At 44.4% G+C, this 14,305-nt stretch carries 12 protein-coding genes; 1 reads left to right on the forward strand and 11 read right to left on the reverse strand.

Annotated features, from left to right (window positions below; all coding sequences use genetic code 11):
* Positions 1-148: 148 nt before the first annotated feature.
* The gene (locus tag K5Q92_RS16720) at positions 149-313 is read right to left on the reverse strand and encodes a hypothetical protein (protein WP_220770067.1); all 165 of its coding nucleotides are present in this window, start codon (positions 311-313) and stop codon (positions 149-151) included.
* Between the two features lie 572 nt (positions 314-885).
* On the opposite strand from K5Q92_RS16720, the gene K5Q92_RS16725 reads away from it, so the two are divergent.
* Positions 886-1,737 carry a hypothetical protein gene (locus K5Q92_RS16725; protein WP_220770068.1) on the forward strand — a complete coding sequence of 284 codons (852 nt, stop codon included), beginning with the start codon at positions 886-888 and terminating at the stop codon, positions 1,735-1,737.
* On the opposite strand, the gene K5Q92_RS16730 is transcribed toward K5Q92_RS16725, so the two are convergent.
* From K5Q92_RS16730 to smc, 10 genes are all read right to left on the reverse strand, one after another.
* Positions 1,734-2,000 (reverse strand): phage virion morphogenesis protein, encoded by a 267-nt coding sequence (locus K5Q92_RS16730; RefSeq protein WP_259649603.1) that lies wholly within the window; start codon positions 1,998-2,000, stop codon positions 1,734-1,736. The genes K5Q92_RS16725 and K5Q92_RS16730 overlap by 4 nt on opposite strands.
* Positions 1,963-2,385, reverse strand: coding sequence for a hypothetical protein (locus tag K5Q92_RS16735; protein ID WP_220770069.1), 423 nt, complete (start codon positions 2,383-2,385; stop codon positions 1,963-1,965). Before K5Q92_RS16735 ends, K5Q92_RS16730 begins: the two co-directional genes overlap by 38 nt.
* A 191-nt stretch (positions 2,386-2,576) precedes the next feature.
* Positions 2,577-3,476: a PP2C family serine/threonine-protein phosphatase gene (locus tag K5Q92_RS16740; protein WP_259649604.1), complete on the reverse strand. Its 900-nt coding sequence runs from the start codon at positions 3,474-3,476 to the stop codon at positions 2,577-2,579.
* 106 nt (positions 3,477-3,582) lie between these two features.
* Positions 3,583-4,215 (reverse strand): thiol:disulfide interchange protein DsbA/DsbL, encoded by a 633-nt coding sequence (locus K5Q92_RS16745; RefSeq protein ID WP_220770070.1) that lies wholly within the window; start codon positions 4,213-4,215, stop codon positions 3,583-3,585.
* Between the two features lie 52 nt (positions 4,216-4,267).
* Positions 4,268-5,122 carry an SDR family oxidoreductase gene (locus K5Q92_RS16750; RefSeq protein WP_220770071.1) on the reverse strand — a complete coding sequence of 285 codons (855 nt, stop codon included), beginning with the start codon at positions 5,120-5,122 and terminating at the stop codon, positions 4,268-4,270.
* Between the two features lie 103 nt (positions 5,123-5,225).
* The gene (locus K5Q92_RS16755) at positions 5,226-6,422 is read right to left on the reverse strand and encodes an HD-GYP domain-containing protein (protein WP_220770072.1); all 1,197 of its coding nucleotides are present in this window, start codon (positions 6,420-6,422) and stop codon (positions 5,226-5,228) included.
* Between the two features lie 561 nt (positions 6,423-6,983).
* A complete protein-coding gene (locus K5Q92_RS16760; protein ID WP_220770073.1) occupies positions 6,984-7,466 on the reverse strand; it encodes a DUF2919 domain-containing protein in 483 nt (160 codons plus the stop codon).
* A 178-nt stretch (positions 7,467-7,644) separates the two neighbouring features.
* Positions 7,645-9,651 carry an NAD-dependent DNA ligase LigA gene (ligA, locus tag K5Q92_RS16765; protein WP_220770099.1) on the reverse strand — a complete coding sequence of 669 codons (2,007 nt, stop codon included), beginning with the start codon at positions 9,649-9,651 and terminating at the stop codon, positions 7,645-7,647.
* Positions 9,652-9,751: 100 nt separating this feature from the next.
* Positions 9,752-10,711: a cell division protein ZipA gene (zipA, locus tag K5Q92_RS16770; RefSeq protein ID WP_220770074.1), complete on the reverse strand. Its 960-nt coding sequence runs from the start codon at positions 10,709-10,711 to the stop codon at positions 9,752-9,754.
* A 23-nt stretch (positions 10,712-10,734) separates the two neighbouring features.
* Positions 10,735-14,157, reverse strand: a complete 3,423-nt coding sequence (gene smc / locus K5Q92_RS16775) for a chromosome segregation protein SMC (RefSeq protein WP_220770075.1) — start codon at positions 14,155-14,157, stop codon at positions 10,735-10,737.
* Positions 14,158-14,305 lie beyond the last annotated feature (148 nt).

A 14,305-nucleotide genomic window follows, 5' to 3' on the forward strand; every position in this document is an offset into this window, starting at 1 on the left:
AATCGTTATAACCTCTATCAGGCCCAGTAAGCTTTTCAATATCACACCTAGAGATAAATAAGTCTTAGAGAAAACACAAAATAAAAGTTAGTCAAACTTACATTGCATAAACAATACAAAATCATCTCTAAATGCTAGTTTAAAATTTTTATATATCCATCTCTGTAAACGGTAGGTCTGCTGCTTGGCCTTGTACTTGGCCGTCTATGATGTAGACCTTGCCGCTTGTCACTGAGTCGCCAAGAACTGTCTGATAACTACCGTCGGCATGTTGTACAGTGGTGCCATTACTGATTGATATAACTGTTGCCACTGCGCGTTGCTGTTTTGGGTTTAAGTTGCCAAGGCCATTTCATCATTCCCATTTGCTGCTCCTCGTTATTTTTTCTAGCTAAATAGCGGTTAAATCACAAGTCGTAGCCTTTATTTACACTGTCAAAACACATAATAAAAATAAAATGTTATTAACTGTTTTATTAATCGAATAAATACACCTAACAAGCACAAAAATCTAAGCGGTTAAGGGCTTACCACTCTATTTTTCTCGAATCACTTAGAGCTTCTAAAACAATTAGGGTATTTGGAAAAGAACAGTACAGACAAAGTGTGTAACAAGCAGCCAAAGCCGAAGTAAATTGCATCGGCAAATCAGCCAGAAGCTGTTAAGCGCAATCGCTTACAGCCACTGAGTTTTCTCAACACCTCCTATCAAATCTCATTTAATCCCGGTTTAACCCCTTATTCTCATACCTAGCCTAGTGACGGGGTACAAATAACCAGTTCAAAATAAACAGCTCTAAAACCTCCTGAGGCGTTTTAAGTTTTGATCAACCATAAGAGGCATCGTAAAATCAGATAAACTATTTTTGTCCCCATGGAAGGCACATGACAACTAACCCACCCAAGCAAAATAAAACTCAAAGCAAATCCGTTCAAAAGCTCAATAAAGATGTCTCGTTCAAATGGCTTATCATTCTCTTAGCCATCGTCGCTGCGTGCTTAAACGGTTTGTACTTTATAAACTTCAATGGTGGTTGGGGTAACCAAGCTGACTTTGGTGCCTTTGGTGATTTTCTTGGTGGTGTACTCAATCCTATACTCGGCTTTGTCACTGTAGGCTTGCTTATTTGGTCGCTTAAAATGCAATTGGAAGAGCTTTCGCTCTCTCGCAATGAGTTAGCTTTAACTCGTCAAGAATTGGCAGAAACGAAGGAAGAAGCGTCGTTGAGCCGAAGAGCAATGGAGGCTCAAGTTAACCATATAGAAAATGAAGCCAAACTGAGTGAAATTACAAGGTTACTAGAGCGATCTCAAACAAAATATGAAACCTTAATGAGCATGCAATTTCCCTTAACACAGTTCCATACTTCCCCATCAAGCATTAGGATGATAAAAGACAGCTACAGGTCTTTACTTAATCATACAATACTAGATATGGACGAACATACCGCCTTAGCCCTGATGACCGCCTCAACAAAAAATAGTGAAATAAGTGCACATTTCAACTTAGTTAGACGGGAGGTCATACTATTTACGGATCTTGCCCTCAAATATTACTCAATCAACAATAGCACGGAGTTTGCTAGGGCATACTTATTTGATGCTCTAGATATTCTCACAGTTGTAAGCCGTATAGCTCCTAATGACATAACGCAAAATCGCATCGAAGAAATTGCAGATATCTTAGCAAACATCTCAGATATTATAGCTAGAGTCACACAACCGGAAGTGAGCTAATTTTGTAAAACATAATCGCCCAGTATTTCTAAGACAAACCATTCATCTTCTGGCGATAATCCTAAATAGGGACGTGCAGGTATACCCGCTGGACCAGCAGGCATATAATCTGTGCCGCCAAATTGATGCATGGCGGCGTATTCTTCACTACTACCAAACTCTAGGCTGGCACCAGAGAGACTGCTTGTCAGTTGATAGTGTAGGTTATTGGCGATGTTAGCCTCTTTAGTTCGTATGGGGTCGCTGCGCCTTATACGGGTCAACCTGATGCTTTTTGAGTAAAAACCATGATGCCATTAGATAGCAGAGCTCTGCAGGGATCAGTAACAGATAGCCCGTCATGGTTAATAGCTCATCATTAACCGTTTCAATGAAAAGCATTTGAGCAATGATTAATACTGAAAAATATAAAACAATCAGCTTACGCCCAAATAAAAAAGTCACTAACCCTATTAGCCAATACAACAACATATAAAGCTCAATGTCATTAGACCAAAAACCATGACTGACATAGTCACCAGCCATAAATGATGGTCCCACTGGCATTAAAGAGCCATATACCCCTGTATTTCCGGCATCGGCACTCAGATTAAAACTTAATAGAACCCAAAGCCCCAATAACAACCATTTCTTCAAGAGTAGCTTCATGCTTTAAATATCACATCAAAAACAGTGATTTCATTAATCCATTGGCAAGCTAAAAAGCTCATACTATGCAAACCAAATACTAGACAAGTAAGCACTAGACAAAACTGTTGCTAGGCCAGCCATTATAAAATCAACAAGAGAACTATAGTGGTCAGCCTAAGCGACAGAATATTAGCCGTTTTTTGTCATTATTAACCAAAGTTAGCTGGCGCTATCGCTCCGATTAATTGTATCTCACCAAACGAGTCCCAAAGCTTAACCGTACCTGGTGGTAAAGATGTTTTTTCTGGCTGGGAAAAAATTTTCAGCAGATCATTAGCAATTAAAACTGAGGTGTTGTCATAGCCACCACACCACTTTGACACTTGAATAAGTCTGTTACAAAGCTCAGATGCAGATAACTTCTGATTGAGTATTTGCTTAAAGGTATTGGCTTCGATGTAATGGGCACCATCAGAGGTCAAAATGAGTCGCTTAATGTTGCGAAACTTTGGCAACTTTACAAGTTGCGTTTTTAGATCAGGCCCAACTCCGATATATTGCAACAAGCCTTTACTTAAATGTACGCCTGCGGCATCTGCATTCTGCCCTGCAAAAGTATCATCTATCGAATATTGCTTAATACCATGAGCAAAGTTTGCGTATATTCGGCTATCGCCGACATTTATCGCTTCAAATTGTCCTGCTGTATCGTAAAGAAAAGCCGATAGAGTCGCGCCACCATTGCTGTTATACATGGAATAAACATCGGTATTCGCCTCTTCAGCAGCCCCTAACAAGCGCTCCGCCACAGGTAAGTCTAGATTGTTGACGCAACTACTTATAAATGAGGCAATACTCAGGCTGGCACAATTTGCGCCTGACGCCATTCCGCCCATGCCATCACATAAAATTCCCATGACAAAAGCGTCGCAAGCGGTAACTTGTACCTGTACGCATACCACTCTATCTTGATTTTCCGGCCTTATATTGCCTACGTCACAGCCCATTGCGATCGAAGATTCAAACGACTCCCTAACAGCGCCATTTTCAACTGTCCGAGATAACCATAGCTGGATATGTTCTTTTATAGCGTCTTGGTGCATAGCCATTTTCTTTCTAACAAGCCTGTGATTAATTCAATGTTGCCAATATAACGTGCCACTAGCCATTATCATATATCAATGACAATGACTTAAGTGACTTACGTTATTTACGTTATTTAGGCGCCTCAAGTTCACTCAAGTAGCGTACAAGTTCGGCTAGCTCCTTTGGTGTCTTTCCTTGCTCCTTAATGAGGTATTGGCCATTAACCACCAGTGACGGCACACCGCGAATTTCGGCAAGTTGCGCCTGAGTGTCGTAGTTCATTAACGCTAGTTTGGCGTCAGTTGAATTCATTGCGGCCTCAACCTCTTCAACATTAAGTCCTTGGCTTACAAAAAAGTCTTTCAGTTGCTCTGGGCGAGTAAAGGCATTTCCCTTCTCATGAATACGAGTGAAAATATTACCGTGCACCTGCTTAGTCACATTGAACTTTTGCGCCAGATAGTAAGCTTCTTGGCTTAAAATCCAACTGGATCGTCCTGCACCGACAGGTGTTCGCTCAAACTGAATATCACCCTCTAATAGCTGAGCGGTTTGCTCAAAGAAAGGATCTTGACGGTAACAATAGCTACAGTTGTAGGAGAAAAACTCTCTTACCACAGGTTTTTTACTCTCTGGGATCCCAGCAATTTTGACGTAATCTACGCCTTCTTTATATTCTTCTGCCCAAACACTATGCATAGGTAGCATTAGCACAGCAAACAAAATAAAAATCTGACTAACTGATTGTTTGAAAAGCTTCATATCGCTCCTCTCTTGGTTAAATAAATGCATAAGCTAAACATAACTTAATCCGTTAACAGGCTAACAGCATATCCATTGGATCGCTAAATTGATACTCGAAGTTAAGCTCTGAGACGAGTCTTTCACTGCTGATCTGTTTGCCGGTAACGACTCGCCCTTCTGCACCAGAGTCTGTAGTCTGTTCACTTGCTAAAAATTGCGGCTCCACTAAACCTAACTCCCTAGCTGCCTGACGATAAAAGGCCTGACGTGTAGGGTGCAGCGGTGCGCAAACATTATAAACACCGCGTGACGCCTCATTAAATAATAGTGTGGATACCGCAAGGATACAGTCATTGAGATGGACCAGATTGACCGCTGCGCTAGCATCTGGCAAACCTGTTTTGCCAGCAAGGAATCGCCCTGGGTGCCTTTTGGGACCAACAAGCCCAGCAAAACGCACTGTAACGCTATTACCCAAACTGGAGAATAGCGCTTCGGCTTGCAATAACTTATCGCTTACCTCTGAATGAGCACTTGCATCTTGTTCACTAAGCACTTTATCCAGTTGAGGATAAACACCTGTGGTACTCACGAAGACTATCTTCTTATAACTTTTTGCGGCGATAAGCTGTTTTAACTTAGTCAGACGCTGCAAATAGGCATCGGGAGCTTTACGCAGCCCCGGAGGAATATTGATCACTAGGCAATCCGCAGCTAAAGCTTCCTCTACTTCTGTGCGCTCTTGTGAGAGCTGGAGCTCATCGTCTAAATCTAGCCTAAAACCATTGATCCCCAGCTTCTGTAAAGATAACGCTTCTGTTTGCAGCCGCTTACTACCAAACACCTTCACTCCACCTGCGACAAGCGCTTGCGCCAAGGGCAACCCAAACCAACCACAGCCAACAATACAGACAGATTTAATCATGCTTTTGCTCTTTCGCTCATTAATCTAACGATATTCGTATGCAGCATAGTGAAGTGCATCGAGGAAGAAGTAAACTCGGGGTTCGAGCTTATTTATAAATTGGCTACAAACTACTAAAGTAAAAGCTAACAGTTGAGTTACCATCCAGGGTTTTGAGCGCCGAAGATGAGAGTTCCTCAACTTTAAGTACGCCGATAATAGCTTCTGAATCTTCGGCCAAAAAGCGGAGTCTTGCGTTCTGCCCTTCAAGTGTACAACTCCACACTATAGGTTTTTGAACCTGTGAAGTGGTCACCATAACCTTCGCCACTTCACCGTCGCTAAGCTGCACCATTGTGCCTGGAGGATAGATCCCTAATACTTTAACTAAGGTAGAGATCAACTCGGCCTCATGTTTACCGGCCCGATTCTTAAATAAGTATCCCAGCGCTACCTGCGGAGAGAGCCCTTCACCACCTCTAAGTAGGCGATCAAAATCATTAACTAAACTAACAACTTGCGTGGTGATAGCGATCTGCTTTCCCTTTAAACCATGAGGATAACCACTGCCATCAGCCCACTCATGGTGATGCAGTACTATATCTAAGGCCTCACTGGAGAATAACCCCGTTTTGTCGAGCATGTCATAGCCAAAGTTTGGATGCATATTTAGAAAATTAACTTCGTGTTCTGACAAGTTATTTTTCTTACGCCTAATCACATCAGGCACCTTCAGTTTACCTATATCATGGAACAATGAGCCCATGGCGATATCACGTAACTGAGAATGGTTCATGGATAAGGCTTGGCCTATCATCATAGATAACACAGCAATCGATACACCATGTTGATTTACCGAGATATCTTCACCTGGGTTGACCAGTGCTAAATGGGGAGTGTCTGTTTCCTTAAGATGCTCCATCAGCTCTTCGACTAAGCTTGCAGCGCTGCGATAAGCACCTTGGGGATCGGCACCGAGTTTTGAAAACGTCGCCCGACAATCACTGGCGCCTTTGGTAAATCTTTGCTGACCTAACCGAATGGATTTTCTGACTAAAGCGTTGGAGTCTGCAGCTAGCTGCTTCGGCTTGGTTGGGACCTCTTTAACGGCAGGAGTAACCTCATCGGTTAACAGCTCACTGCCGCCAATCAAGGTAACATGAGACACATTTAAGGTCTTAATGAGCTCTATATGAGCCGTTTTTTCGATCTCTATTTGATTAAATAGAAAAGGATGATCCGTCCATGAAAGTGGTAACTTCACTGTCATCCCCACTTTCAACTCTGACAAAGGTATTTGCAACTCTGCCGCCTTTGACATTTATGCCACTCCAACATTATCTTTTAAGCTTATCGTTTAATACTAATCCTGCTAGCTACACCCTTGCGTCATACAAACTGACTCTTCTTGTCAGTAAACCAGTCGACACTTTGTACCGTCAAATAATAGTCTACTCGGCAATAAAGCCATTATCCCTACAGAGTTAGTAGGCTAACCAGTAGTGTCAACTTTATGACAAAAGAAGAAAAAATGACACGTCTAAATGAAAAACAAGACGTGAAAGCCATCTATACGGTTTCAATATAGTCGATATAGAATAAGTTATTCCCTATTTGTATCTTTTTTAGGCCAAATAAGTACAACTTAAAATTGCATACAATATCCAACCGCTCTATACTAAAACTGTTTCTTAAGATCGGTCGCCCCGAAGATGATGTTTAGGAAGCAATACTGTCAATTGTCCTTTAACAAGGTTAGGCCATAATCGCGGTTTGATTATTACCTAGCCTTAGAAGGTTTTTATCGTAAATTTACGGATCACGAATACAGAGTGACTCTCTGTATGAAGGTTCACTTGACGCTGCTTGCAGCGTCTTTTTTTTACTCTTTTGCCTTCAATTCGTTTTCTTTCCAATCACTAAAGTACAGTTTCAAGCGCTTAGACTTATACAGATATAAACTACTCCAAAATAGCAGCAGTGCATCAAGGCCAATACTCCAGCTATACATATAATAAGAGTGTAAGACTCGCTGCAGCAGCAAGCCACCATCTATGATAAGCAGTAACACCAGTAGCCATTTCATATAGGGGAATAGCGGCCTTACCCAATTAGGTGAGCGTTTTCTCTCGGCAATGACCGCACCATAGACGATTAACGCACCAAAACCCGCAGCTAAGGCCATCAAAAAATCGGCCTTTTGCGGGTAAAACAGTTCGACCAAAGCGGCTCTATCGCTAGCCTGAGTCAATGACGCCACAAACACACACCAACCTCGTGCGATAAACACTAACAACAGATAGAGCATTAACGGCGGCTTTACATGACCTTTATCGTCAAGCCAAGTGATATGACTAAAATTCAAACCAATTCCTTTGATTAACTGATTCTGACTAATGTCGAACGGGATGAATTAGATATGGCGACAAATCAACAATTTTCAAGCATTAATACCAATCAGTATAATTTCAGTTGCAGCCAATAAAAAAGCTCCTCGCCAAATAGCGTAGGAGCTTTTAAATTAAGCTAGCTTATACTTTTGCTTACGACAGAATCGCAATAAGCGCTTCTTCATCGATAACCTTTACGCCTAACTCTTGCGCCTTAGCCAATTTTGAGCCTGCGGCAGCGCCTGCAACGAGACAGTCGGTATTTTTAGAAACACTGCCAGCCACTTTAGCCCCTAGAGCCTGCAATTTTGCTTTGGCGTCATTACGGTTAAGTTGAGTTAAGGTACCAGTTAATACCCAAGTCTGCCCCTTGAGAGACAAGTCTTCATCGGCTACTTCTTCGATTGCAGGCCAATGTATACCCGCTTCGATAAGTTTATCGATTACCTCAAGATTATGGGGTTGAGCAAAGAAGTGCGCCAAATGCGCCGCGACGATAGTGCCTACATCATCGACCTTAATAAACTCTTCCTCTTTAGCCGCCTTCAATGCATCTAAAGTTTTAAAATAGGCTGCAAGATTTGCTGCAGTTGCCTCTCCCACTTCCCGAATGCCGAGGGCGTAGAGAAAACGAGCAAACGTCGTTTGTTTCGCTACTTCGATTGCTGCCACCAATTTAGTCGCCGACTTCATTCCCATGCGCTCAAGCATAGTCATGGCCGATGCCGTCAACTTAAACAGATCGGCTGGACTCTCTACCAACTCTTTATCGATAAGTTGTTCAACGACCTTGTCGCCCATTCCATCGATATCCAGCGCCTTGCGTGAAGCAAAGTGCTTAATGGCTTCTTTACGCTGGGCTTCGCAAAATAGACCACCAGTACAACGAGCCACGGCCTCACCTTCGACACGCTCAACTTCGCTGTCGCACACGGGGCACAGCGCAGGGAAAGTGATCTCTTTAGCATCGTCTGGACGTTTTTCGGCTACCACTGCCACGATCTGCGGGATCACATCACCAGCGCGGCGAATAATGATGGTGTCGCCAATCTTTACGCCGAGTCGTGCGATTTCATCGGCGTTATGTAGGGTTGCATTCGATACGGTAACCCCACCTACAAACACAGGTTTTAATCTAGCAACTGGAGTCACTGCCCCTGTACGGCCAACCTGAAAATCAACACCCTCTAACAGGGTCATCTCTTCTTGAGCCGGAAACTTAAACGCAGTCGCCCAACGCGGCGCTTTCGCCACAAAGCCAAGACTCAGCTGATGAGCAATCTGGTTAACTTTCACCACCACACCGTCAATTTCAAACTCTAGGCTGCTACGGCGCTGCTGAATGTCATTGTAATAAGCCATCACCTCGGCTACTGAGCCACATACCTTAACTTCTTGGCTCACAGGTACGCCCCATGAGCGAAGCTGCTCAAGCTGACCGTAGTGACTGTCGGCAAGCTCCCATGTTTCAGGCTCGACTACCCCAAGAGCATAGGCATAAAAACCAAGCGCGCGACTGGCGGTGATCTTGCTGTCTAACTGACGCAGGCTACCGGCGGCGGCATTACGAGGATTAACAAACAGCTTCTCACCTTTAGCTCGAGCGCGCTCATTAAGGGCATCGAATGCCTTATGTGGCATGATCACTTCACCACGCACTTCGACTAGCGGTGGGAAGTTGTCGCCACGCAGCTTTAGCGGAATAGACTTAATGGTGCGCACGTTCTCAGTGATATCTTCACCGGTTTGGCCATCACCACGGGTGGCAGCGCGTTCAAATACGCCATCACGATAAACGATACTCACCGCGAGTCCATCTAATTTAGGCTCACAGCAGTAGCTTAAATCTTTACCTGTCTTATCAACGATACGTTGATTGAATGCCGTGAACTCCTGCTCATCAAACACATTATCTAAGCTAAGCATCGGCTTTAAGTGCTTTATCTGTTCGAACTTGGCAAGCGCTTCACCACCTACCCGTTGAGTTGGCGAATCCGCTAAACAAAATTCTGGGTGCTGCGTCTCTAATGATTTAAGCCTTTTCAATAAACGATCGTATTCGGCATCTGGTATTGAAGGGCTATCGTCAACGTAATAGCGATAGTTATGTTGATTAAGTTCAGCGGTTAGCTGAGCAATTTCATTTTGAACATCTTGCATCATATTATCCGAATAATAACAAAGGCCGCTGCAGCGGCCTTTCAAATGTAATTACGTACAAGCACCTAAATTTAGGTGTTAATTTAGGCTCAATCTAAGCTTAAGCCAACGCCCTGATCCGCTGAATATAGCTTTGCTTAGTGCTTTCTGACCACTCGCCTCTACCACCATCGAGTACCTCGCCGCCTAAATCATCGGCTATTTGATGAGCAGAATTTAGCATGATAGAAAAGTTCATTAAGGCATCGCCATAACAAGGTAGTGTCATAAACAACACCACACCTTGGGTACTAAACTGCTCCATGTTGTCGGGATCGAATACGCCCGGCTTAACCATGTTCGCCATCGAGAATAAGACTTTGCCTGTACCTGCGTTGTCTTCATGACGGTGGAAAATATTCATATCGCCAAACTTAAAGTTAAGCGTCAATAAACACGGTAACAGCTCTGCTCCGCTGAGCGCTTCGCCCTCTTTCGCCACCACATGCAGTACTAATACATCCTGTGGCTCACCTAACTCTTCGACTTGCTCTTGTTTAGGCTCTGAGGCTGGTTCAGGCTTTGTTTCAACAGCCTCTGGCTCGATAGCTTCTTGTTTAACCACCTTCGGGGCAGCCTCAAGAGTAGGCTCGACAATCGTTGGCTCTGCTATCACTGGCTCTTCAGTGGCAAAAAGTGACTCTTGAACAGGCGCTTCTGTAGCCAAAACTGGCTCCTGAGTCATTAAAGAAGGCTCAACTCGGGTCTTAGTCACCTTAGGAGCCGGAGCGTCAGTCAATTCAAACGATTCGGCCGTAGTGCCATTTAACTGAACCTCTCTATGATTATCTTCAACGGCTTTCGTTTCGTTTTCAAAAGCACTATTTTTAACAACTCGTACTTCGCCGATACCATCGTTATCAAAACCATCTGCATCACGACGTTCACGGCTAATATCAGCCATGGGGCTTTGCTTATATCCCTTAGGTTGCTGTTTTCTAATGGACCAAAATCCGTGTACAAGTACGGCGATAATGGCTATCACACCGATAAGAAGCAATACCAGTTGAAAATTTTCCATTGGTTACCCTGTATTTCTTATGTTCATCCTGCGTCGGCTAATGCCACCGCTTCATCTATGTCAACTGCCACGATGCGTGATACACCGGGCTCATGCATAGTCACACCGATAAGTTGATCGGCCAATTCCATGGTGATCTTGTTGTGACTAATATATATAAATTGAACGCTTTGGGACATCTCTTTTACCAAACGACAAAAACGTTCGACATTGGCATCATCCAAAGGCGCATCGACTTCATCCAGCATGCAAAATGGTGCCGGATTTAGCCTAAAAATAGCAAATACCAATGATAAAGCGGTTAACGCCTTTTCTCCACCAGAAAGAAGATGAATCGTACTATTCTTCTTACCCGGCGGCCTTGCCATAATGGTGACGCCTGTTTCTAAAAGATCATCATCGGTCAGGGCTAAATAGGCACTACCACCGCCAAACACCTTGGGAAACAGCACCCCAAGATCGGCATTCACTTTATCAAATGTATCCTTAAAGCGACTCTTGGTCTCTTTATCAATCTTACGAATCGCCTCCTCTAAACTCGAAAGCGCGGCGTTCAGATCGTCATCTTGGCTATCTAAATATAACTTGCGCTGGTTTTGAAGATCAAACTCCTCAATCGCAGCTAAGTTAATCGCGCCTAACTCCTCTATCTGTGACCGTAATCGCTCAAGTTCTTTTTGACGCCAAACCAAGCTCTTATTTTCATCTAATGATAATAAAACCTGCTTAACATCAATATTTTGCTCAAGTAGCAATCGTTGTTGACTGTCAATTTGACCTTTTAATCCTTCACGGCGTAACTTTAACGTGCTTGTGGATTGAGTCAAGCCCTCTAAACTCGCAAGCTGTTGTTTTTTATTCGTTCCTGCACTATCGCACAGTTCCTGAAGTTCTGCTTGCTGCTGCCTTAACGCCGTCAATGCATCCTGCTTAATCTGCTGTGCTTGCAAGGCCTGCTCTAACTGCGCCTTAAGCGGTTGCGACTCCCCTTCTTGCAGTTCACTGTCTTTAAGCTCTAACTGCTGCTTGAGCACAGTTTCGCTCTGCTCAAGCTCCGATAATCGCAACTGATGCTGATTGATCTGTTGCTCGATCAGCATCAGCTGTGTATGCAAATTCTGCTCGCTCGCCGATGCCTGCGTCATCTTAGCGTCTAACTGTTGACGAAGCGGTTTAAGCTTAGCAAGCTTATCCAAGGCTTGCGCTTTCTGCGCTTGACCATCGGCTTTCGCGATTTGTGCTTTCTCTAGAGCATCACTCAGTTGCTGATCCTGTCGCGTACGCTTCTCGACACTATGTTGCAACGCCTGTCGTTCCTGCTTCGCTTCGAGTAAATCTTGCTCGACCTTAGCCAATCTTTGGGCGGTCTGTGTCACCGATTGCTGCTGTGACTCCAGCTGAGACCTTAAGCTTGCCAAGGTTATCTGCTGGCTCTGAATAAATTGCTGCTTTTGCTGGATCTGGCTAACAAGGGGCGCCATGATCTGCTTTAGTTGAGTCAATGACTCACCCAGTGTCTCCAGAGCTGATCGATTCGTCATGACACTTTGCTGTAATGCTAACTGCTCATTTTTAAGCTCAACAATGGAGCCCGCAGCCTGAGTCTTCTCGATAATAAAGTCGACGCCAACTAAGTATCCGTCGGCGGTAGCGATTAGCTGCTCTTGTTTCAAAGAGGCTCTTTGGACAACGGCCTGCTCTTTGGTCTCTAGCCAAGTCACATGCTGCAGCCAAGGTGCAAGATTCACCGGCGCTTTAATCACCCCTAGCTCTGTAACGCCGGACTCAAAGCCAAGTTGCTCTAGGTTGCTATTTAGATCTGGCTCAGACAATATCGGCGTATTTAACAGTCCAGATAGCAGCATGTCCACGGCCGCTTCCCAGCCTGGTGTGACTTCGATAACTTGCCAGAGCTCTTCATTGTCACCCACCTTATCGGCTGGCAATAGCTGAGTCACTACCGATAATCGCCCCTGCTCATCGGCGAGCCTGACCTTTAGATTATCTTGCTCGGCAAATAACTCCTGTTCGCTGAGCAGCTTGCTTTGCAGTTGAAAATTGAGTTCATCGAGCACCTCTTGCTCTTGTTCAATAACCAAGGAAAGCTCACTGACCTGTGTAGCGAAGTCTTGGGCATTTATCTTTTCAAGCTCAGTAGAGGTCGAAACGACTTGCTCCTGTAAACGCTCCACCAGCCTTTGCTTGTTACCAATATCGGATTCATTATGGCTAAGCTGATTGCGGTTCATCTCAAACGCGTGGTGCGCTTGGCTATAGGCTTCATTCAAACCATGCAATTGCTCACTGAGTTGATCCAGTTGCTCATTGGCTAATGAAAGCTCTGCATCATGAGCCGTCAACTGTTGTCGAATCAGGGTAACATCGGGTAGCGCCAACGCTTGTTGCTCAGTCAGCTGGGTTTGCTTAAGCTGTGCTTCGGCTAATCGAGCCCGATAGAGACTAATCTGTTCATCGATTTCCTGCAGGCGCTGAGTTAAGCTCTCATCTTGCTGCTGACGATGCTTAAGTGACTGTTCAAGCTTGGCAATATGCGTCTTAGTAAGATAAAAATCTTCAACTTGATGCGCTTCTTGAGTCTCTAACTCACTTAACTTCAAGCTAAGCTCTGTCAGGCTTAATTCGATGGTTTGCTTCTTAGCCAACAGCTCTGTTTGTTGCAGCTCGAGTTTACTCAACTGCTCATCAATTTTAGTGATTTGCTGCTGCAACTCATCGAAACGTGACACCGACAACTCGGCATCATATTTACGCTCAGATTGCTTAAGCTCACGATATTTACGCGCAGTTTCGGCTTGCTCCGCGAGCTTATCGAGTTGCTTAGTCAATTCAGAGCGAATGTCACCGAGTCTGGCCAAGTTTTCCCGAGTGTGCCGAATTCGGTTTTCCGTTTCACGGCGGCGCTCTTTATAACGCGAGATCCCAGCGGCCTCTTCGATGAAGACCCGCAGTTCTTGAGGCTTGGACTCAATTAACCTTGAAATCGTACCCTGCTCAATAATTGCGTAACTGCGAGGTCCGAGACCTGTGCCCATAAACAAATCGGTAATATCTTTACGGCGGCACTTTTGGTTATTGAGAAAATAGCTTGAGTCACCGTCACGGCTGACTTGGCGCTTAACGGCAATCTCTTGATAACTGGAATACTGACCAGCAAGGCGGCCGTCTTGGTTATCGAATAACAACTCGACACTAGCAACGGATACAGGGCGTCTCGCCGTTGAGCCATTAAAGATCACATCGGTCATGGAGTCACCGCGCAGGTGTTTGGCCGAGCTTTCCCCCAACACCCAGCGTACGGCATCGATGACATTCGATTTGCCGCAACCATTTGGCCCAATAATGGCGCTTAAGGGATTAAGTAAAGGGATTTTAGTTGGATCGACGAATGACTTGAATCCGGCAAGTTTAATCTGTTTAAGTCTCATTGTGCCGTGTAGTCATTTCCTCGCTAAGTAAATAGCGATTGAGTTTGAGGGGATTACTTAGTGGTTAACTTTACCAAAGCTCGCTGTGTTTTGTAACGCTTTTATCGTGCATTAAGCGCTTTTAACTTGTGATTAAATACCGACTGAC

The sequence above is a fragment of the Shewanella sp. MBTL60-007 genome, assembly GCF_019654915.1.
Taxonomy (GTDB): domain Bacteria; phylum Pseudomonadota; class Gammaproteobacteria; order Enterobacterales; family Shewanellaceae; genus Shewanella.

Excerpts from the sequence above, each read along its gene's own strand:
- K5Q92_RS16745 (WP_220770070.1), bottom strand. The coding sequence starts at position 4,215 with ATGAAGCTTTTCAAACAATCAGTTAGTCAGATTTTTATTTTGTTTGCT.
- zipA (WP_220770074.1), bottom strand. The coding sequence starts at position 10,711 with ATGGAAAATTTTCAACTGGTATTGCTTCTTATCGGTGTGATAGCCATT.
- smc (WP_220770075.1), bottom strand. The coding sequence starts at position 14,157 with ATGAGACTTAAACAGATTAAACTTGCCGGATTCAAGTCATTCGTCGAT.
- K5Q92_RS16735 (WP_220770069.1), bottom strand. The coding sequence starts at position 2,385 with ATGAAGCTACTCTTGAAGAAATGGTTGTTATTGGGGCTTTGGGTTCTA.
- K5Q92_RS16755 (WP_220770072.1), bottom strand. The coding sequence starts at position 6,422 with ATGTCAAAGGCGGCAGAGTTGCAAATACCTTTGTCAGAGTTGAAAGTG.
- ligA (WP_220770099.1), bottom strand. The coding sequence starts at position 9,651 with ATGCAAGATGTTCAAAATGAAATTGCTCAGCTAACCGCTGAACTTAAT.
- K5Q92_RS16725 (WP_220770068.1), top strand. The coding sequence starts at position 886 with ATGACAACTAACCCACCCAAGCAAAATAAAACTCAAAGCAAATCCGTT.
- K5Q92_RS16740 (WP_259649604.1), bottom strand. The coding sequence starts at position 3,476 with ATGGCTATGCACCAAGACGCTATAAAAGAACATATCCAGCTATGGTTA.
- K5Q92_RS16750 (WP_220770071.1), bottom strand. The coding sequence starts at position 5,122 with ATGATTAAATCTGTCTGTATTGTTGGCTGTGGTTGGTTTGGGTTGCCC.